This is a genomic window from Streptomyces sp. NPDC002742, assembly GCF_042888885.1.
Lineage (GTDB): Bacteria > Actinomycetota > Actinomycetes > Streptomycetales > Streptomycetaceae > Streptomyces.
Genome location: NZ_JBIAQF010000027.1, coordinates 1 through 17,678 on the forward strand (window position 1 = coordinate 1; position 17,678 = coordinate 17,678).

22 protein-coding genes, 1 tRNA gene and 6 pseudogenes are annotated in these 17,678 nt (G+C 68.3%); 21 read left to right on the forward strand and 8 right to left on the reverse strand.

Annotated elements, in window-relative coordinates:
* The first annotated feature begins 381 nt into the window (after positions 1-381).
* From ACFYW8_RS35325 to ACFYW8_RS35335, 3 genes and pseudogenes are all read left to right on the forward strand, one after another.
* A tRNA-Met gene (locus tag ACFYW8_RS35325) sits at positions 382-455 on the forward strand.
* Between the two features lie 271 nt (positions 456-726).
* Positions 727-936, forward strand: a pseudogene (locus tag ACFYW8_RS35330) (transposase); the annotation flags it as partial.
* Between the two features lie 175 nt (positions 937-1,111).
* On the forward strand, positions 1,112-1,552 hold the full coding sequence (locus ACFYW8_RS35335; protein ID WP_389087965.1) for a hypothetical protein: 441 nt from the start codon (positions 1,112-1,114) through the stop codon (positions 1,550-1,552).
* Positions 1,553-1,555: 3 nt separating this feature from the next.
* On the opposite strand, the gene ACFYW8_RS35340 is transcribed toward ACFYW8_RS35335, so the two are convergent.
* A complete protein-coding gene (locus ACFYW8_RS35340; RefSeq protein ID WP_389087971.1) occupies positions 1,556-1,708 on the reverse strand; it encodes a hypothetical protein in 153 nt (50 codons plus the stop codon).
* A gap of 17 nt (positions 1,709-1,725) precedes the next feature.
* On the opposite strand from ACFYW8_RS35340, the gene ACFYW8_RS35345 reads away from it, so the two are divergent.
* Together ACFYW8_RS35345 and ACFYW8_RS35350 are read left to right on the forward strand one after the other, a co-directional pair.
* Positions 1,726-2,586, forward strand: coding sequence for an FtsX-like permease family protein (locus ACFYW8_RS35345; protein ID WP_389087978.1), 861 nt, complete (start codon positions 1,726-1,728; stop codon positions 2,584-2,586).
* A 319-nt stretch (positions 2,587-2,905) separates the two neighbouring features.
* A complete protein-coding gene (locus ACFYW8_RS35350; RefSeq protein ID WP_389087983.1) occupies positions 2,906-3,853 on the forward strand; it encodes a CPBP family intramembrane glutamic endopeptidase in 948 nt (315 codons plus the stop codon).
* Positions 3,854-3,893: 40 nt separating this feature from the next.
* Here the strand turns inward: ACFYW8_RS35350 and ACFYW8_RS35355 are convergent, their stop codons facing one another.
* Positions 3,894-4,058 carry a hypothetical protein gene (locus ACFYW8_RS35355; RefSeq protein WP_389088319.1) on the reverse strand — a complete coding sequence of 55 codons (165 nt, stop codon included), beginning with the start codon at positions 4,056-4,058 and terminating at the stop codon, positions 3,894-3,896.
* On the opposite strand from ACFYW8_RS35355, the pseudogene ACFYW8_RS35360 reads away from it, so the two are divergent.
* A pseudogene (locus ACFYW8_RS35360) lies at positions 4,014-4,334 on the forward strand (amidohydrolase family protein); the annotation flags it as partial. The gene ACFYW8_RS35355 and the pseudogene ACFYW8_RS35360 overlap by 45 nt on opposite strands.
* On the forward strand, positions 4,334-4,783 hold the full coding sequence (locus tag ACFYW8_RS35365) for a hypothetical protein (RefSeq protein WP_389087988.1): 450 nt from the start codon (positions 4,334-4,336) through the stop codon (positions 4,781-4,783). The pseudogene ACFYW8_RS35360 and the gene ACFYW8_RS35365, both read left to right, overlap by 1 nt.
* A gap of 36 nt (positions 4,784-4,819) precedes the next feature.
* Here ACFYW8_RS35365 and ACFYW8_RS35370 read toward each other — a convergent pair whose 3' ends face one another.
* Together ACFYW8_RS35370 and ACFYW8_RS35375 are read right to left on the reverse strand one after the other, a co-directional pair.
* A complete protein-coding gene (locus ACFYW8_RS35370; protein WP_389087992.1) occupies positions 4,820-5,293 on the reverse strand; it encodes a hypothetical protein in 474 nt (157 codons plus the stop codon).
* 264 nt (positions 5,294-5,557) lie between these two features.
* A complete protein-coding gene (locus ACFYW8_RS35375) occupies positions 5,558-5,890 on the reverse strand; it encodes a type II toxin-antitoxin system PemK/MazF family toxin (protein ID WP_389087996.1) in 333 nt (110 codons plus the stop codon).
* Between the two features lie 128 nt (positions 5,891-6,018).
* Here ACFYW8_RS35375 and ACFYW8_RS35380 point away from each other — a divergent pair.
* The 3 genes and pseudogenes from ACFYW8_RS35380 to ACFYW8_RS35390 all read left to right on the forward strand — a co-directional run.
* Positions 6,019-6,378: pseudogene (locus ACFYW8_RS35380) on the forward strand (transposase); the annotation flags it as partial.
* Between the two features lie 52 nt (positions 6,379-6,430).
* Positions 6,431-6,940, forward strand: a pseudogene (locus ACFYW8_RS35385) (ISAzo13 family transposase); the annotation flags it as partial.
* A 731-nt stretch (positions 6,941-7,671) separates the two neighbouring features.
* The gene (locus ACFYW8_RS35390) at positions 7,672-7,998 is read left to right on the forward strand and encodes a hypothetical protein (RefSeq protein ID WP_389088001.1); all 327 of its coding nucleotides are present in this window, start codon (positions 7,672-7,674) and stop codon (positions 7,996-7,998) included.
* Between the two features lie 122 nt (positions 7,999-8,120).
* Here the strand turns inward: ACFYW8_RS35390 and ACFYW8_RS35395 are convergent, their stop codons facing one another.
* Positions 8,121-8,417 carry a hypothetical protein gene (locus ACFYW8_RS35395; protein WP_389088006.1) on the reverse strand — a complete coding sequence of 99 codons (297 nt, stop codon included), beginning with the start codon at positions 8,415-8,417 and terminating at the stop codon, positions 8,121-8,123.
* 651 nt (positions 8,418-9,068) lie between these two features.
* Between ACFYW8_RS35395 and ACFYW8_RS35400 the strand changes: the two genes are divergently transcribed.
* The 6 genes and pseudogenes from ACFYW8_RS35400 (at position 9,069) to ACFYW8_RS35425 (ending at position 11,470) form a co-directional block, all read left to right on the forward strand.
* Positions 9,069-9,542, forward strand: a complete 474-nt coding sequence (locus tag ACFYW8_RS35400; RefSeq protein ID WP_389088011.1) for a hypothetical protein — start codon at positions 9,069-9,071, stop codon at positions 9,540-9,542.
* A 248-nt stretch (positions 9,543-9,790) separates the two neighbouring features.
* Positions 9,791-9,877 (forward strand): annotated as a pseudogene (locus ACFYW8_RS35405) (IS5/IS1182 family transposase); the annotation flags it as partial.
* A 128-nt stretch (positions 9,878-10,005) separates the two neighbouring features.
* The gene (locus ACFYW8_RS35410) at positions 10,006-10,149 is read left to right on the forward strand and encodes an ATP-binding protein (protein WP_389088285.1); all 144 of its coding nucleotides are present in this window, start codon (positions 10,006-10,008) and stop codon (positions 10,147-10,149) included.
* Positions 10,150-10,183: 34 nt separating this feature from the next.
* The gene (locus tag ACFYW8_RS35415; RefSeq protein ID WP_389088290.1) at positions 10,184-10,378 is read left to right on the forward strand and encodes an ATP-binding protein; all 195 of its coding nucleotides are present in this window, start codon (positions 10,184-10,186) and stop codon (positions 10,376-10,378) included.
* A 26-nt stretch (positions 10,379-10,404) separates the two neighbouring features.
* On the forward strand, positions 10,405-10,950 hold the full coding sequence (locus tag ACFYW8_RS35420; RefSeq protein ID WP_389088016.1) for a S1 RNA-binding domain-containing protein: 546 nt from the start codon (positions 10,405-10,407) through the stop codon (positions 10,948-10,950).
* A gap of 352 nt (positions 10,951-11,302) precedes the next feature.
* Positions 11,303-11,470: a hypothetical protein gene (locus tag ACFYW8_RS35425; protein WP_389088021.1), complete on the forward strand. Its 168-nt coding sequence runs from the start codon at positions 11,303-11,305 to the stop codon at positions 11,468-11,470.
* Between the two features lie 252 nt (positions 11,471-11,722).
* Here ACFYW8_RS35425 and ACFYW8_RS35430 read toward each other — a convergent pair whose 3' ends face one another.
* Positions 11,723-12,472, reverse strand: coding sequence for a DUF6193 family natural product biosynthesis protein (locus tag ACFYW8_RS35430; protein WP_389088026.1), 750 nt, complete (start codon positions 12,470-12,472; stop codon positions 11,723-11,725).
* On the opposite strand from ACFYW8_RS35430, the gene ACFYW8_RS35435 reads away from it, so the two are divergent.
* From ACFYW8_RS35435 to ACFYW8_RS35450, 4 genes and pseudogenes are all read left to right on the forward strand, one after another.
* Positions 12,396-13,124, forward strand: coding sequence for an alpha/beta hydrolase (locus tag ACFYW8_RS35435; RefSeq protein WP_389088031.1), 729 nt, complete (start codon positions 12,396-12,398; stop codon positions 13,122-13,124). The two genes, ACFYW8_RS35430 and ACFYW8_RS35435, sit on opposite strands and share 77 nt — an antisense overlap.
* 143 nt (positions 13,125-13,267) lie before the next feature.
* Positions 13,268-13,471, forward strand: a pseudogene (locus ACFYW8_RS35440) (hypothetical protein); the annotation flags it as partial.
* A 404-nt stretch (positions 13,472-13,875) separates the two neighbouring features.
* The gene (locus ACFYW8_RS35445; RefSeq protein WP_389088035.1) at positions 13,876-14,490 is read left to right on the forward strand and encodes a transposase; all 615 of its coding nucleotides are present in this window, start codon (positions 13,876-13,878) and stop codon (positions 14,488-14,490) included.
* A 118-nt stretch (positions 14,491-14,608) separates the two neighbouring features.
* Positions 14,609-15,250: a DUF6461 domain-containing protein gene (locus ACFYW8_RS35450; protein WP_389088040.1), complete on the forward strand. Its 642-nt coding sequence runs from the start codon at positions 14,609-14,611 to the stop codon at positions 15,248-15,250.
* A 178-nt stretch (positions 15,251-15,428) separates the two neighbouring features.
* Here ACFYW8_RS35450 and ACFYW8_RS35455 read toward each other — a convergent pair whose 3' ends face one another.
* The gene (locus ACFYW8_RS35455) at positions 15,429-15,842 is read right to left on the reverse strand and encodes a hypothetical protein (RefSeq protein ID WP_389088045.1); all 414 of its coding nucleotides are present in this window, start codon (positions 15,840-15,842) and stop codon (positions 15,429-15,431) included.
* A 22-nt stretch (positions 15,843-15,864) separates the two neighbouring features.
* On the reverse strand, positions 15,865-16,440 hold the full coding sequence (locus ACFYW8_RS35460) for a MarR family winged helix-turn-helix transcriptional regulator (protein ID WP_389088050.1): 576 nt from the start codon (positions 16,438-16,440) through the stop codon (positions 15,865-15,867).
* A gap of 860 nt (positions 16,441-17,300) precedes the next feature.
* Here ACFYW8_RS35460 and ACFYW8_RS35465 point away from each other — a divergent pair.
* Positions 17,301-17,501, forward strand: coding sequence for a hypothetical protein (locus tag ACFYW8_RS35465; protein WP_389088055.1), 201 nt, complete (start codon positions 17,301-17,303; stop codon positions 17,499-17,501).
* The last annotated feature ends 177 nt before the right edge of the window (positions 17,502-17,678 follow it).

A 17,678-nucleotide genomic window follows, 5' to 3' on the forward strand; every position in this document is an offset into this window, starting at 1 on the left:
AGACGAACCGCCCCATCCCTCCCGCCTGCAGGTGGAATTCATGCCCACCAACCTCGAACCACACGATCACGTTCGGAAAGCGGAAGCCTTCTGAATCCACCCTGTAGGCAGGACGCTTGGGTTGGATGATGGCCGTCGACGAAGAAGCCCCTGAGCGCTTCGATCGCCCTCCTCCGTGCAGCTGTACCACCGTGCCCGTCAACTGGTCCTCACGGACGGCGGGCAATACTCAAGACCTGTGGATCGGCTTCGGGTTGACCGTGAAGGACACTCCTTCCCCCGGTGATCGATTGGCTGGAATCGAGTAGGCCGACGTTGATCCGCTGGCTGGGAAGGCACCCCATGCCCGTGGTCGTACCCCGTGGACTGGGAGAACAAAAACGCGGGGTGGAGCAGCTCGGTAGCTCGCTGGGCTCATAACCCAGAGGTCGCAGGTTCAAATCCTATCCCCGCTACTGACGTCTGAGGGGCCGGCACAATGTGCTGGCCCCTCAGACGTCGTTTCCACCCAGAACGCACCGTTATCTTCTGGCTTTTGTCTCGCGAGGCTGCCGTGCCGGTGAGGCGACCGGTGCGACCGAGTCTGGATGGTCGGGTGGGGTGACGGCTGGGGCGTGGGGCGGTTTGCGCCTGTCTCATCCCAAAACGCTCCGGAATCCGGCCGGGCTTCCGTCCGCCCCGTCCTTGCGCCTGGGCGCACTCGCGTTCCGGCGGTACGTCCAGGTCATGACGGAGCGTCGCCCCTATCCGAGTGATCTGTCCGATGCCCGCTGGGCACTGATCGAGCCGGTGCTGGCCGCCTGGCGGGCCGAGCGGCGCCGTCATGCCCTGAACATCGGGCGGCCGCCCGAGCACGACCTGCACGAGATCATGAACGCGATCCTCTACGTGGACCGGACCGGGGTGCAGTGGCGCTACCTCCCGCACGACTTCCCGCCCTTTCTGTGGAATCCAACCTGTCCAGTGCCGTCGGAGATCCGCCTGGTCGATATGTGCTCGCCGGTTGGGTCAAAGGCAGGGAGACTCATGTGCTGTGAACATGGGGATCTCTGGTTTTGAGCCGTCCTTCTTGATCGGGGTCGACGCGATTCGGCAGGCGCACGGATCACGCTTGGCGGCGCTCGCCGGTAGGCGGCTGACGGGGTTCGCGCTGGTGCGGTTCGCCGAAGACGGGGACTGGTTCGCCGACTGCCCGGTGGTGCTGGACTTCGACGGCATCCAGGTGGAGGTCTGTCACTGGAAGCTCGATGAACTTTCGATCGGCTGGGACACCATCGACACCACGGCAACCATCACCGGATGGGAGTCTTCCGAGCTCACGCCCCGGTGGTCTCACAGCGACGAACGCCTCGAACTGTGCGTCGGCCACGAACTGCGTGAGGTCACGCTTCTCGAATGGCAACCAGCCGACCGTGACCTGGCGGCAGGAACCGTGGCGGTGGAGTTCACCTTCGCCAGTGGCTCCCTGCGGATCGTCAACGGCCTCGACGAGAACAGCATCGAGGTCGGCGCGGCCCACCCGAACTACGTCCAACACAGGCTGGGCCACTGAGCACTACTGCCCGGTCGGTTTCCGGTTGATCTCGATGACCGGCAGCAGGGTGGCCTGAGCTGGGATGCCGATCTGCCGAGGAGTCGGCCCGGCGGGCGTGGGGACGTCGGTGAGCCGCTCCAGTAGCTGGTCGAGGGCGGCTTGCCCGTCGTCCACGGCGGGCGGCGGCCCCGGTGAGTACGACCACGGTGGTGTGGCCGTACAAGATGTTCGGCGACACGGAGACCGAGTCCGGCTCCGCGACGATCCTCACCCCGGACGCGCCGGACGTACTCGACCTCGGTGTACGGGCGGGGAGCCTGGACCGTCTCACCGGCGCCACGATCGCCGTGAGCAGCGATGTCGCCCGCTCGCGCGCCGCGGAAGTGGGCCACCGGGTGAGCCTCGTCCTCGGGGACGGCGCACGGGTCGACGCCGAGGTCGTCGCCGTCTACGCCCGTGGTCTCGGCTTCGGCACGGTGGTGCTGTCCCACGACCTGGCGGCCGGACACACCACGACGGGGCTCGACCAGAGCATCCTCGTCCGCACGGACGGCACGGCGACCGCCCGCCAGGCACTGACAGCCTTCGCCGCGTCCCACCCGGGTCTGGCACTGGAGGACACGAATCCCCCGTCCGGCAACGGCCTGAGGGACGCCCCGCCCGAGGTGTGGATCAACCTGGCCGTCATCGTGGTCCTGCTCGTCTACCTCCTGCTGAGCATCGCCAACAAACTCGTCGCCGCCACCGCCCAGCGCCGGGTCGAACTGGGGGCGCTCCGCCTCATCGGCACCACACCCCGTCAGATCCGCGCGATGATGCGGCGCGAGGCAGCGGTGACCGCCGCCACCGCGCTCACCACGGCCCTGCTGCTGTCCGCCGTGCCCCTCGCCCTCCTGGGCCAGGGCTTCCTCGGCCACCCCTGGCCCGCGGGCCCCGCCTGGCTGCTGCCCGCCCTCGCGCTCACCGTCACCGTCACGGCATTCCTCACCGTCGAACTCCCCACCCGCCAGGCGCTGCGCACACCACCCGCCGACGCCGTCCGCGCACAGTGACCCTGCTCGCGTCCACGACGGGGCGGGACCGCCCGTCCGGCGACACGTCCGGCCCCGTCGGGGTGCCCCTGCGGCCTGACGCCACCGCGCTCGGGCGAGTACGACGGGGCCTCCCCCGGGGCGAAGACCCACCAGGACGCCGCCCTCGGCCCGGCGGCGACCACGGCTCCGGTCGACCGCGGTACAGCCTGCTGTACCACCGCTCGGGGCGCGCACGGCAATGATCCGCGGACGCGTGACCGGTGTGCTGAACACGTCACGTCAGCCGGCTTTCGACACAGCTCCTACCGCTTCCGACCGCTTCCGAAGGGACACCACGGTGAGCAGCGTCCAAGACCCCGCCAGTACCGAAACCCGACCGGCCGACACGGACCGCGAGCACGGCACCGGCCTGCGGGGCAGCATCCGCCGCCGCCCCCTGACCTGGTTCTTCTCGCTGGCCTACCTGCTGAGTTGGACCGCATGGACGCCGTACGTCCTGTCCGAGAACGGCCTGGGCGTCTGGCACTTCGCCTTCCCCGGAGGCGGCCCCGGCAGCCAGCTCTTCGGCGTCCTGCCCGGCGCCTACCTCGGCCCGATCCTGTCGGCACTCCTGGTGACCGGCACGACCGAAGGACGCCGCGGACTACGGGCCTGGCGCGGCCGGATGACCAAGTTCAAGGTCGGCTGGCGCTGGTACGCCGTGGTCCTGTTCTCGGTGCCCGCCGGGCTGACCGTCACTTCGGTCGCGCTGTCCGGCCGCGGTCCCGCGATGCCGCCCGTCGTCATGCTGGCGGCGTTCCTGCCCGGCCTGCTCGTGCAGATGATCACCACCGGCCTCGCCGAGGAGCCCGGCTGGCGCGAGTTCGCCATGCCCCGCCTGCAGCGCCGCTACGGCCCGCTGTTCGGCACCCTCGTCGTCGGTCCGCTGTGGGGCGCCTGGCACCTCCCGCTGTTCCTGACCGAGTGGGGCAACTGGCCGCACGTGTCCTGGACCACGCCGCTGGAGTTCATCGCCACCGCGATCGCCTTCAGCTTCGTCATGACGTGGGTGTTCAACCGCACCGGCGAGAGCCTGCCGATGGCCATGCTGCTGCACTGCGGCGTCAACAACTACATGTCCCTCGCCTGGTCCGCCATGTTCCCCACGCTGTCCCGCGAAGACGCCGCACACGCCTTCCTGCTCAGCGCCACCGCCGCGGCCCTCGTCCTGTTGGTCACCACCCGCGGCCGACTGGGCTGCCCACCGGCACACGCCGCCTCCGCACTGCCGGGCCGGACGGCTTGACCGCGGCGGTCGTCCACGTCGTGCGCGGGACCGGGCTCGCTCACCTTGTGGACTCCACCGTGTACCAGCCGTCGGCCAGTGCGGCGATGGGCAGCAGTGCGACGGCCTCGGCAGCGACGCCTCCGCGCCCGTACCGTTCCTCGGCGGCGTCGCCTCCGTGCCCGTGCCATTCCTCGGCGGAGTCGCCCACGGCGCCGGCGTCCACGGCGAACCGCGGTACCTGGTCCAGGCGGGACTGTCGCCGGCCGCCGCGCTGCGGGCCGCGACCCCGGCACGTAGCTTCTCCCTGGACGACCGCGGACGCATCGCCGAGGGACTGCGCGCCGATCTGCTGCTGGTGGACGGCGACCCCACCACCCGGAGCAGGGCGAGGCCTTCGGCCATGACGATGCGCACGGCAGCGACATCCTTATCTCGATGGGTCCGCCGGACGTACTGTCGAATCGCACCCAACCTGGACCGGACCTCACGGAGGCTTTGATGCCGATCGCTTCGTTGCCGTACATCGATGAGCACGCGACGGTCATTGCGGCGGGGATCGACGACGTCTGGCGCAGTCTGGGCGAGACACTGGACCGATCCTTCTCGGGTCCTGGTATGGCCGGCTACGCGAGACTGGTGGGATCCGTCGACTGCACAGCCTCCGGGCCACGGCCGCTGGCCGAAGGCTCGACAATGCCCGGTTTTCGCGTAGTCGCCGCGGTCCCGGGACGGGAGCTGGTCCTCGAGGGACGCCATCGTTTCTCGTCCTACGCCCTGATCTTTCGCCTCGAAGATGTCAGTCCGTGTCGATCACGGCTGCGCGCCGAAAGTCGAGCCGCGTTTCCCGGCCTCGTCGGCGGCATCTACCGACGGCTGGTCATCGGGACGGGCGGACACGTGGTTGGCATGCGGCGCCTCCTGTCAGCAATCCGCCGCCGATCCGAGTAGCGCATACACGATCACAGTCCAGTCCCCATAGACGAGCTACACCCCCCATATTCCGTCAGGGAAGGGCTCCCTGCGGATCACCGTCCCCATAACTGTCCGCAACTGTGTGCAGATAACCCGGTACCGGGCCGTCGGCCAGTCCTCCGCCGCCACCCCCTCAGGGTCCCGCAGCATCTCAGCGTGACTCCACTGCACGAGCCGCCGGGTTTTCAGGTCCGGGAACCTCAATGCCTCCGCTTCCAAGTCCCGAAGCAGCATCATCAGTTCACCGCGCCATTGGCTGCCCTCCTGAGTCCCGCTGCATGGCACCCCACCGGCGAAATGGTCCTCGATGCTGTACGTGATCTGAATGACTCCGTTGGCCGCGGCTTCGGACAGACCCAGCAGGTGTGTGCGCTCAGCGTCGCGGGATGTCTTTCGCTGCTGCCAGATCACGGCCCCGGTGGAGACCGCCGCACCCACGACGGCACCTCCAAGACCGAACAACCCTGCCAACGTCTCGGCCTGCAAGCGCCCTCCTACACATTCTGACGGGATCCGTGACGGTCAGGCATTTGGCCTCCGCGTCCCAGGCGAAGTACTCGCCGATGTTGTGCCGGGCGGTCGTGAACGCCTCGCTCGGTTTGGGGAGCCGGCGTGCGCCTCGCCGGGTCCCCAAGCAGTCGACAGCGTGCTGGAGGACCGCTCGGATCACCGGACCGGACTCCGGGTACTCGTCCCGGTTAGTACTCCAGCCGTAGATCGTGATCTCGATGGTGAGTGGCGCCTCTCCGTCTACCCGAGTTCACCGAGACGGAGGGCGTCCTCAATCTCGCTGAGCTTCGCGGAGGACAGGACGCCCACCTGCTCGATCAGGTCGTCCTGGGACACGGTGGTCAGCCACGTGCAGGGGGTAAAGCCCGGGCGCGGGAACGCGAACCGCAGCACGCCTTCAAAGGGCAGTCCTTCCATGGCACCTACTTGCACTTCGACGCCCAGACCGCTGATGTCGACGCCCGCAGGAGTGACGACCTGCATCGCCCGGATCCTGGACGCGTCGTCTGCCGCCAGCAGTACGACCAGCCGCCGCTCGTCGAACTCCACCCACCAGACTTCGCCACGTTGCACATGTCCTCCTGACTCAGGACGGCAGGCGGAACTGCGCGACCCTGACGCGTTGTGGAGACGGGTGCGGCCACCGTTGATCATCGTGAGTTTTGTGGACTGGCGAAGAGACGGTGGCCACAGGTCACAGCATAGAACTCACCCGTTGGCGGGACGCGTTCGAGGGCCTGACGGGCCGGATCGCGGGGCGCTTCGCCCGGGTCGAACCCCGGCGCAGGGCGGCGCGGCTGGTGCTCGGTCTATTGACCGATCTGCCGCGCAAGAACTGCTGGACCATCGCCGAGCGGGCTGGCGAGACCACTCCGGACGGCATGCAGAACCTGTTGGGCAGGGCCAAGTGGGATGCCGATCAGGTCCGCGACGACGTGTGCGGCTACGTGGTGGAGCACCTGCACGACGACCGGGCGGTGCTGGTCGTCGACGAGACCGGCGATGTGAAGAAGGGCACTGGCACGGTCGGCGTCCAGCGCCGATACACCGGTACTGCCGGGGCCTGTAATTCAATAAGTGCTCGGCAGAGGGGCGTTGGTGGGAGTCTGGGATATGACCACCGGTCTGTCAGGTCGCGTCGCCGCCCGAGTCCTGCGGGCCAAGTTCCATCGGACCCTGCCGCGCTTCGATGAGCGCCGCCGTCGGTTGTACCTGGCCAGCGAGGCTACTGCCATCGGTCGCGGCGGGATCGTCCGCGTCGCCGAGGCCTCCGGCACCAGCACTGCCACCATCGCGCGTGGCGTCGCCGAGTTGGCCGGTAGCCCCTCGCCGACCCTACGGATCCGGGCTCCAGGTGTCGGCCGCAAGCGCCTGACAGACACCGATTCCGGTCTGCTCCCCACGCTGGAGTCGCTGATCGAGCCGCACACCCGGGGCGATCCCGTCTCTCCGTTGCGCTGGACCACGTTGTCGTTGCGAACCCTGGCCTCGACCCTCACCGCGCAGGGCCACCCTGTCAGTGCTTCAACCGTCGGACACCTGCTGCACACCCTGGGCTACAGCCTTCAGGGAACCGCGAAGACGACGCAGGGCATCAGGCATCCGGACCGCGATGCCCAGTTCGCCCGGGCCCGGTCCTGGTGCGAGGCCAGCCGCGCGAAGATCTCGTTGAACTCATCGTCCGGGACACTGCGAGGAAACCGCTGCGGCAGCCTCGGCCGGTAGAGGTCGACGCGCTCGTTTCGGTGCGGTTCCATCGGGCTCCGGTGAGCGTGCGCCCCTCGTCCCCGCCGTGAGCGGTCAAGCGGGAGAGGGTTGAGGACCGGGCCGGTGCCGACGTCACGGTGGAAGTCGTAGAAGGCTCGCAGGACCGTCTTCGTCTAGAGCTGTCAAGTATTGGCCCAGGCCAGCGCCGAGAAGGGCTGCCAGGCACATTGGGCACGTCTTTTCGACTCTGCCGCACCGGCTGGCTGGGGGCGAGACTCGGCGCCCCTCTCCGGGTATGGCCGTCGGGGGCTGGACCCGGACTGGAAGCGAAACGGGTGCATGCCATGATCGGCGTATGAGCGAGTACTCCTGGGCCGCCGACGGAACCGGGGCCGGGCCACGAGCCAGGGCGGCACGGCCAGCGATATGCCAGGCGCTGCCTCTCGGAACCAAGATCACCGGCGAGGTCGTCGGCCGACAGCGCTTCGGCGTCTCCTCCGCATCGACGAGATGCCTGACGCGACTGGCCTGGCTGAGATCACCGCGACACCCCGAAACGCGGTTCTTCCCGCAATGGGTGAGAGCGTGTCTGGCCAGGCCATCTGGCATGCCGACCACAACTGCCAAGTGAAGATCAAGCTCGCCGCGTGGAAGGCCGAAGCCTGATGCCCGCAGCCGCACGGGTCTGGTGGAAGAAGCTGGGCAAGCCCTCCGCTGTCGTACTCTTCCGGACGCCGCTCAAGTGGCGCTATGCCGTGTACTTCACCGACCCCGACGGCGTCCTGGACGGCGGCCTGATCGACGAGCCGGCCGACAGCACACCCCGGTCCGCCCAGACAGCCATGCACGGCTGGATCGAAGACACCTTCCACCGATCCTTAGCCGTGACCTGGGCAGAAACCGACAAACCCGACTGGTGGACCGGAACCATCACTTCCACCGACCAGCCCTACTCGTCAACACCCCACCCCTGACGACTGACGATCGCGCCGCCGGGGTGCCATCGGCGCCTTCTGTGAGGCGGCCAGGTGTCCCCGGCTGGGTGGCAGGGCTCATCCGGCTCCGGTGGCATCCGGGTTGGTGTTCTCCGTGCGCGTCATTCTGCGCAGGTTCGCGCGCACCGCGTCCCGGTCCTCTTCCGCTTCGGCGACCTCTCCTCCCACTCGGCCTTGCCCCGAGTCAGCGCGTCTCTCTCGGCGGTCGGTTCGGCGTTCTGGCGGCTGAACTCGCCGATGCGGGCCACCAGCTCGCCTGTGCCGATCCGGTCGAGCCGTTGCCCCAGCCGTCGTCGCACGGCGTCCTTGAGCTTGTCCCGCCCTTCCCGCAGCGTGGTGATCTCCTGGCGAGCCGGTGCCAGATCGGTCTTCAAGCCCGCCGCGCTCGCAGCCGCCACGCTCACTGCGCTCCCTGTGCTGGGCTTCGGCGGGTGCAGGACCTGCCGGGCGCGGGCGGCGCCGATGTGCTCGCGGACGCCTTCGGCGTAGACCCGCCAGTTCGATACCCCGGCGGTCTTGGCGACGCCGCGAATGTGACGGGCTCGCCGCAGGCGACCATGTCGTGGAGTAGCGCCGGGACTTTGGCCCGCTTGGTCTGACTGTCGCGGAGACGGGCGGCTTTGAGGACCTCGGAAGGGACGCGCTTGCCGCTCAACAGGCACCGCCCGACTGCTGGACGGCGGTCAGTGGGAGCAGGGTGCGGCCGTTCGAGGCACGGGTCTTGCGCCACGATCTCGGTTCCGGACCACCCAATCCGCGGCGTCCAGCGCCTGCGCGGTCTCGCGTTCAAGGCGAGGTCGTGAGCCTGAAGCCAGGTAAGGAAGGCGACGGCCGCGTGGGTGCGTTGACGCGCGGATGTGAACTGCTGCGGGGTCAGGGGGCGGCCGTTGCTGCGTCGACGTAGTCGACGGACCAGGTGCCATATCGCGTACTGGTGCAGGTTTTTGCGCTGTTCGGGGTCTTGCTGTGATGCGAGAAGGCCGGTGAGGAACGTTGAGGTGTGAGGTTCCCCCAGGGACATTGTCGTACCAGAGCGATAGCTTGCCGCTGTGGCAGACATCTATGAACTCTCGATCGTTCTGAACCTACGCGAGGGGCTCTCTGACGAAGAGGCTTCAGAGCTTCGGTGGCATCTTGGGCTGGGCCCCAGGCCGGAGAGCCTCCGCATCGTGCCCGAGTTCCCGACAGTCGTTGAGGATGAGCACGGCGACCCCGTCATGATGGACGCCCCTGTGCCGCTGCTCGGCCAGCCCGGCGAGGCATGGAAGGTGGGCGGAGCGCTCGTCTCGGTGCTGCTACGCCCGGAAGACGCACGGTACGGGACATGGGCCCTGACCGTTCGGCAAGAGATCCATCCGGACGATTTCGAGCGCATCGGTGAACTACTCAGCTGGCTGGCCACGAAAGCGGATGACCGGCACAGCGTTCCCACCGGTACGGTCCGTCTGGGCTGGACCAGGTTCTGCGAGTCAGACCAGTTCGAGCCTTTGGTGGTTCGAGACGGCGAGGTCGTGTGGCCCTAAGAGTTGTCCCGCAAAGGCGGGTGAGCTGGGGCTTTGGTCGACGGTACGGTCGTGGGGTGGAGTCCGAGAGGCTGAACCAGTGCCCGCTGCATGGAGCTGGCGTGCGTCCTGTGTACCTGGTCGGGCGGCGCCTTGAGCGGGTGATCGTGTCTCGGCACCTGCACGACGCAGAAGCACTCCGTCTGTCCACCGGGTGACCCGCATGGCGGTGTCGGCAGAAGCCGTGTGAGGATCTTGCAGCGGCTGGTGTGATCACGGCGTCGGAAACGTCCTGGATAGCCCCGTTCACCGGGCTGAGCCCGCGCTGCTTCGGCAAGCTGCTTACCTGCTCAAGACCCACGCCGCACTGGACCAGGGGAAACGAACCGACCGAGGCGACTATCCGCCGGATAAGATCGCCTTCCAAGCGAAGTTCGAGCAGCAGGTCACGCTGGAGGAGTTCGGCTTCGCGGCCTCCCCGAAGCTGCCGGCGGCCCAGATCCGCGACCCGGCTGCCCTGCGCTGGCTCCACGCGGGCGAGTCCGTCATTCTGTTCGACCCGGTCGGGGTCGGCAAGACACACGTCGCCCAGGCCATGGGCCACCGCGCTGTCCGCCAGGGCGTATGAGCTGGTCAGCGAGCGGCAGGGCCGGTCCCTGATCATCACCAGCAACCGGGCGCCCAGCTACTGGTATCCGCTCTTCCCCAACCCCGTCGTAGCCGAGTCGCTCCTGGACCGGCTGATCGACACCAGCCACCAGGTCATCATGAACGGCCCCAGCTACCGACCGAACAAACGCCCAAAGCACCCCACGTATGACGCCAGCGACCATAGGGCGAGTGCCGGTCGCCCCTGAAATAGGGGTGGCATAGGGTCCCAGCCATGACCCATCCGCTTCCTTCCCCGGTGTTGAGAGAGTTCCTGGCGACACTCCGTCGCGGGGACGAACGCTCGGGAGTGGTTACGTCGATCGAGAACTTCGGTGTCTTCGTGGACCTTGATGGAGCCCCCGAGCCTTCGGTGGGCTTCATTCCTCCGCCGGAGGTCTCGTGGAAGTGGATCTCTTCTTGCGGAGAGGTCGTGACGATGGGCCAACGGGTGACCGCGGCAGTGCTGGGCGTGGACGCCGAGATGCGCGGGCAGGCTGTCCTGTCCCTCATCGCCCTCCAGCCGAACCCCTGGCTGGCATGGGTCGATCACGTCGGCAGCGTCGTGCGGGGACGCGTCACGAGGCTGGTCCCCTTCGGAGTGTTCGTGAGCGTTGATGACGGCATGGACGGTCTACTCCACAACTCCGAGTTGCCACAGCTGGGCGGCGACCGCGACATCCAGGTCGGCGACGAGCTGACGGCACGGATCGCCGAAGTGGACCCGGCACGGCGCCGCATCCGCCTCTCACTCCCGACCGAGCACACGGCAGCGGACTGACACGGCGGCTCGCCTGGGCCGCCTCAGCCGGACAGCCCCGGACGGCGAGCCGAGGGCCCTGGTGGACCGTCGCACCGGCACTTCGTACGGCGCGGGAGCAGATACCGAGCCGTACCGCCCGCTGACGTCGGATACCTCGGCCGACTGCCCCGTCCGGCCGGGAACGGCTCGGTGCTCGCTATCGCCGGTATTCACACCGCGGGCTCCCTCGGCCGACCTCAGCACGCTCTGGGGCAGGTGGGCAAGCGTCGCTTCTCCACACTGGTGAGCGTCGACTACGACCCCGAGACCGACGAACCGCAATCGTCGAACTGCACTGTCCCCTCTGCCTGCACGACGAGGAGACGACGGCGTGAATGTCGCCCTCGGCTCGCAGTCGGCCGAACCGTCGCGGGAGAAGGAGGACTTCGCCGCCGCCGCTGCCAGTGCGGCCGTCCTCCTCGACGGGGCCGGCGTGGCCGGGGCGGAGACCGGGTCGCCTTCCGGGCCGGCGCGGGAGCTCTGGAGTACCTCGTACTAGGTGGCTCGACGCTCCTCCTCGCCGGCCTGGACGGAAAGGCAACCGCTGTCTGGCGAAGTACCGCGACGCTCTGGCAGGGCTGCGGAACCGGCCGGGCGGATTCTGGATCGCCGGACCGATGCCGGCCGACAGGACGACCTGCCCAGCCTCCACGCCCTTGCCGCGGGCATCGACCGGGACCGCGAAGCCGTTATCGCCGGACTCACCCCGCCCTGGAACCCGGAGTCGTCGAAGGCCACGTCAACAGGATCATTATGTGGAATCTGAGTCGTCAAGGTCTTCGGCGGTGCCAGCAACCGCTGGCCCGCAGTTGTGGGGCAGAAGGGCGACGACCAAGGCGACTGCGTCGTCAGGGATGTCGGCCTCTCCGATGTCCGCCGGTCCATGAGGTGACCGGGTGTGCCACCAGGTCACTCGGTAACTTCCGCTCGCGGGGGTGATCACCGGGATGTCGCGGGTGTAGGGAAATCCGGTGCAGCGGCTGAAGTTCAGCGTCCGGTGGCTGTGGAAGGGAAACAGGGCTCGCAGCTGCGGCTGGGCGTATGCAGCCTCGATGAGTTCATGGTCCATGTGCCGTGCAGTGGTGTGGCGGTAGCTCGTCCATTGGGCCTCGACTGCGTCACCACGCTCGTGTGCCTCGGCGAGCGGACTGTAGTCGACGAACGGGCATGCGGACTTCGGTCGAGACGACACCCCAAGCAGCTCTGTGTAGTGCCTCCATCGGTACCCGGTCATGGGGACCCCGCAATAACCCGTTGCAGGGCGAGGGCGGCCACTGCTAAGTTTCCGGAGGCCGTGCGAGAGATCGAGGAGGTGGTACCCGTGAACGCAGTATCGACATGGGTGCTCCCCTCCGGGGTCGCGGTCGGGCGATAGACAGGTCGTCCGGGAGCGCCGTTTCAGTGCACTCCCGAAAGGCACGACCATGCATTTCACTTCCGAGCAGCGCCTCGACGACGGCGTCCTCGAACGCGAATTCACCCTCGGTGAGATTCCTGGCATCCTGTGGACACCCGCATCCGCACCGGCGCCGCTGATCCTGCTCGGCCACCCTCCCCTCGGGCTGCGCAAGATGTACCCCCGACTGGTAGACCGGGCCCGGCACTCCGCGGCGGAGGGCTTCGCCACGGCCACCATCGAGCTCCCCGGAAGCGGCGACCGGCCCCGTTGGCCCGCCGTCGAGCAGGCCCGCGCCGACCTGCGCCGGGCAATGGCGGCCGGCGAGCCGGTCAGCGATGAGATCGTCGACGCCCTCATCCTCCCGCTGGTCGACAAGGCGGTCCCGGAATGGCGGGCCGCCCTGGACGCCCTCCTTGCGCTGCCCGAGATCGGCGGCCCGGTCGGGTACTCGGGAGGAGTGATCTCCATCGGCATCCGGCTGGCGGTGGTCGAGCCGCGCATCGTGGCCGCCGGGTTCTTCGCCGGGAGTTTCGTGCCTCGCGCCATGTTCGAGGAGGCCCGGCAGGTCACCATTCCGCTGCACGTCCTGCTGCAGTGGGACGACGAAGGGAACAACCGGCAGCAGGCCCTGGACCTCTTCGACGCCTTCGGCTCCAAGGAGAAGTCCCTGCACGCCAACATGGGCGGGCACACCGGCGTCCCGCAGTTCGCGGGTGACGCCGCGGCCCAGTTCTTCACCCGCCATCTGAAGTGAGGCCGGGCCGTCAGACCGGCAGCAGACATTAGCTGATGCCGGTCGGCATGCCGCTCATCGAGGACGGATCCCGGCCTTCCGCAGCTCTCTGCCCTGCGGGCCCCTGCCGAACTCTCGGCAGGGGCCCGTGCTGCCTTAAAGTCATGAACTGTTCGATTTCTGCAGAGTTGTTCTGGGACTCGCTGGTGTTCGACGGGATCGACGTCGTGGACGTCGAGGCGGTGACCGTTGCCTTCGGCACGGTCGACGTGGTGGCCAGAGGCCGGGCGGCCGGGGCGGCGTGCCCGGACTGCAGTCGCCTCTCGGACCGGGTGCACGACTGCTACCAGCGGAGGTTGAAGGATCTCCCGCTCGGTGGGCAGAGCGTCGCGATCATGTTGAAGGTCCGGCGTTTCATCTGCGATGCGGACAACTGCCCGCGCCGCACGTTCGCCGAACCGTTCAACCAGTTGGCCGCCCCGTACGCGCGGTTCACCACGCGGCTATGCCACGTCCTGGAGCGTGTGGGGCTCGCGCTGGCCGGGCGGGCCGGTGCCCGGCTGGCCGCTCAACTGGGCTTCGGGGCAGGGCGGATGACCTTGTTGCGCAGGGTCATGGCGTTGCCCGATCCGCAGTTCAGCACGCCGCGGGTGCTGGGTGTGGATGACTTTGCGATCCGCCGGGGCCAGACCTACTCCACGGTCTTGACCTGCGGCGAATCCCATCATGTGGTCGATGTGCTGCCGTCCCGGGAAGCGGGACCGCTGGCCGCGTGGCTGAGGCGCGCTGGCAGGACACCTTCCGCGAGAACCGGGCCCGGTCCAGCAGACTGGACCCCTACAAGCCCTACCTGGAACGACGGTTCGCCGCAGGATGCACGAGCGTCGTCCGGCTGCACGGCGAACTGCTTGCCGAGCACGCTCCCGTCACCTGCCAGATGGTCCGCGCCCACATCGCCACCCTGCGCACCGCCTCGTCGGGCACGGCGCCCCCACCGCCGACGGTGCGGCGGGTGACCGGCTGGCTCACACGTCACCCCACGGCCCTGAGCGAGGAGGACCGCGCCGATCTGAAGAACGTCCTGGCGCGCTGCCCGGAGCTGGATGCCGCCGCCGGGCATGTCCGCGACTTCGGCGAGATCCTCACCAGCCGCCTCGGTGCAACGCTCCCGACCTGGATCGGCGCCGTCGAGGCCGGCCAACTGCCCAGCGTCACCGACTTCGCACTCCACTTACTCCGAGACCTCGACGCCGTGACAGCCGGACTCACCCTGGAATGGAGCTCCGGCAGCGTCGAGGGTGCCGTAAACCGCATCAAGAAGATCAAGAGGCAGCTCTACGGACGGGCCGGATTCGAACTGCTCCGCAAGATGATCCTGCTGAAATAGCCTCCGCGGCCATCAGGCGGCATGAGCCTGGCTCCCCGTCGCGCCACGCGCATGGCCGGGAACACGGCGGCCCGGCAGGGACGGCGAGCGGTACCGAAGTGAACGACGGAGGCAAGACATGAGGACAGAGGCGGACATGGATTCGCTCCGCTGGGCGGTGGCCTGGATGTGCGTCACCTTTACCCGCGACCTGAGCCCCGAGGAGGTCTTCACCCGGTACGGGGCCGACCCGGACCAGGCACGCCTGCTCGACTGGGACACGGCCTCGGCCCTGGTCTCGGGCGACTACGACGACGAGATGGTCTCGCTGCTGCGGTCCGGGAGGATCGGTGAATGGGCCTTCTGCGTCGAGGAGGAAGGTGGCATCGGCTTTGGGGAAGAATCGCTCGCGGAGTTGTCTCGTGGCACTGAGACGTACAGCCTGGCGACGACCGACGGAATCGACGTCTTCCAGTACTGGCGTGACGGCGAGTGCGTCGAGTACTTCGAGCCCGGCATGGAGCACACCCGGTCCGAACCGCTCGGCCCCTGGTGGGATCGGGTGGAAACGGCGCTCGCCGCGCACGAACGCGAGGATGCAGGCATGGCACCTGCGGTGGCCCTCGTGCTGGACCACCTCGGCATCACCCTGGACGACGCCACCCTCGCCGGGCCCTGGCCCAGTCTGACGCTCACCGAGGACGACGCGCCATCGGCACCACTGGGCGCCACCTACGCGGGCGAGGGACCGGTTCCGCCCGGGACTGTCGAGATCTTGTAGGACCCACAACCCTCCGATCACGGCGCCTGAGTTTAAGATCGACGATCTTAAAACCCAAGCGTCAGTGGTCACCCTCCGCGTTCGCTCCCCAAGATCTGTGCCGGAACCGAGTTTCGAGAGCGCTTGGGCACTTGCTTCGGCGTTGCCGATTGCTTCCGTCCTGATGACAGGCGGCCGGTCACACCGTGGGGACGGCCTCGTCGCGGGACGGGCCGGCCGCGGACATGATGGCCTGCCAGGGGGCGGAGTCGAAGATGAGCGTGATCGAGGTGATCAGGCCGTCGTGGAGGCGGAAGTGCTCGGCCGTGTGCTGGGTGATGCCGACGGCCGGGGCGGTGTGGACGTCGTAGAGCAGGGTGGCCTCGGTCTCGCTGTACAGCTCGCTGATCAGTTCCACGCCGGTGACGATGCCCAGGAGCCCGTCCAGGCCGTCGAGGTGGCCGGTCGGACTGTCGGAGGTGATGAACGGGCTGCGGAAGCTGAAGACTTCGCCGATCTGGGCGGCGGCCGTGGTGACGTCTCCCCGGAACCGGGCCTCGTGGTAGGCCCTGACAGTACGTCGGGCGGCCGTGTTGCGGGAGTCGTTGGTCATGCGGTGCTCCGTCGGTGTCGGTTCAGGAGGTCGGCGGCTCGTCGCGCCGGGCCGTGTTCAGGTACTGCTCGATGCGTTGCTGGTTTTCGACCATGCGCAGGCACAGATCACGGAACCGGGCGAGTTCGTCTTCGGTGAAGCCCTGGAAGACGGCGGACATGGCGCGCTGCGTCGGCTGGCGGAAGTTGTCCAGCCAGTCGAGGCCGGCTGGTGCGATCCTGGCTCGTACCGACCGGCGGTCGTGCTGGTCCTGGACCCGCTGCGCCAGCCCGTCACGCTCGAGCGTGTCGACCAGGCCGGTGACATTGCGGGAACTCACCCCTGCCGCGCGGGCCAGTTCGCCGATGCTCAGCCCCTGGTCCGTGGCCGTACTGAGTCGCGCGAGGACGTCGAGCGCCCCCGCGCTGAGCCCACGTCCCCCCGCACCTTGCGAACGCAGCCGGTCGACCGCCTGCGAGGCCGACCGGACGGCTGCGGCCGTCTCCAGCGCGAGAGTGTCGTCCCCCGCCGCGAACGCCTGCATGGCGTCCCGGACACCAGGGTCGTAGAGGAAGCCATCAGGGTCACGGGCCAGGCCCGGATTATGTACCTGCTTCATAATGAAGCAACACTCTACTTTGTCAGGGTCGACACCACCAGCGACCGCCGCCGCGCGAACCCGAAGATCCCACCCACGCGGGACGAGAAGCAGGCGATGTCGCCGCGCACTGCTCTTGGTTCTGACCAACATTCCTCGACCCCGGCCTCGGCAGCCGGCATCGTCGGCGTGCGCGTACCGGATGCCGGGATGCCCCGCGCTCACCTCTGGGGGCATCGGCGCAGGCGCACGGACCGCCGCGGACGCCGCCCTCTACCGGTGCAGGTCCTGTCACCGCACATCCTCGCGTTGCGCAACCAGGTCCGTGACCGCCAGCAGGCTGACCCGAGTCCAGAACGGCAGGTCCAAGGCGTGGCCGTCCTGGAGGAAGCCGTGCGTCGGCGGATCGCCGGTGCACGCCCGCTCGACCGGCTCCCGCAAGCCCGTATCAGCCTGCGCCTGTCCAAAGGCACGTTCGTCCCGGACGATCCGCTCCCGAACGCGTCCTTCGACTCGCTCGCCCCCGAGGCTGGACGCTCCAACTTCAACTACCGCCGGCCAACCGCTCTGCGACCCGTGCTCCTGCAGGCCATGCACGCGGTGGGAGTTGAGCAGCCATGGGGCCGCGGCGCCGCCGAGGTCACCCGGGCGGACGAGCAGGGAAGCGAGGTCCCGCGGACTGTCCCGATTCCCGAAGACCAGGTCCGGACCCTGGCGAATCAGCTGCGCACAGCATGCGCCATGGTCACCGCGGCGGTCTCCGGGATGAGGATCAGCGAGATCGCCGAGCTCGCCGTGGGCTGCCGCCGTGCTGAGGAACCAGTCCCGGGCATGCTCCGCTACCGCCTGGCCAGCAAAGTGATCAAGGGCCGGCCGGCCCGATGTTCATCACTACCCCCGATTTCCTGCCGCAGCACCGCGAACAGCGCCAGCAGTTGCTGCAGATCGTCTGCGCCGCCGAGGCCCGTGGCCAGGCACGGGTGGTGAAGATGAACCGGCAGGTCCTGGGCAACCTGGAGCAGATCATCACCACGCTGGAAGCCGACCCCGATCAGCCGGAGGCCACCGCTGATGCGAGCTGACAACAGCCAGCACACCATCGAGGCCGCCCGCCGTCGCAGCGAATGCACCCGCTCCAAGGCCATCCAGGCACTACGCTCCCTCGACGCGGCCGGAGAGCCGGTCGCCTTCGATGCCGTCGCCGAGCAGGCGGGCGTCTCGCGGTCTGGCTCTACGGCCAGCCGGACCTGCGGGCTGAA

What these genes read in the sequence shown, in the direction of transcription:
- ACFYW8_RS35365 (WP_389087988.1), top strand. Translation starts at nt 4,334, where the DNA reads ATGCCGATCGCTTCGTTGCCGTACATCGATGAGCACGCGACGGTCATT.
- ACFYW8_RS35420 (WP_389088016.1), top strand. Translation starts at nt 10,405, where the DNA reads ATGACCCATCCGCTTCCTTCCCCGGTGTTGAGAGAGTTCCTGGCGACA.
- ACFYW8_RS35435 (WP_389088031.1), top strand. Translation starts at nt 12,396, where the DNA reads ATGCATTTCACTTCCGAGCAGCGCCTCGACGACGGCGTCCTCGAACGC.
- ACFYW8_RS35430 (WP_389088026.1), bottom strand. Translation starts at nt 12,472, where the DNA reads ATGCCAGGAATCTCACCGAGGGTGAATTCGCGTTCGAGGACGCCGTCG.
- ACFYW8_RS35450 (WP_389088040.1), top strand. Translation starts at nt 14,609, where the DNA reads ATGAGGACAGAGGCGGACATGGATTCGCTCCGCTGGGCGGTGGCCTGG.
- ACFYW8_RS35455 (WP_389088045.1), bottom strand. Translation starts at nt 15,842, where the DNA reads ATGACCAACGACTCCCGCAACACGGCCGCCCGACGTACTGTCAGGGCC.
- ACFYW8_RS35460 (WP_389088050.1), bottom strand. Translation starts at nt 16,440, where the DNA reads ATGAAGCAGGTACATAATCCGGGCCTGGCCCGTGACCCTGATGGCTTC.
- ACFYW8_RS35465 (WP_389088055.1), top strand. Translation starts at nt 17,301, where the DNA reads ATGTTCATCACTACCCCCGATTTCCTGCCGCAGCACCGCGAACAGCGC.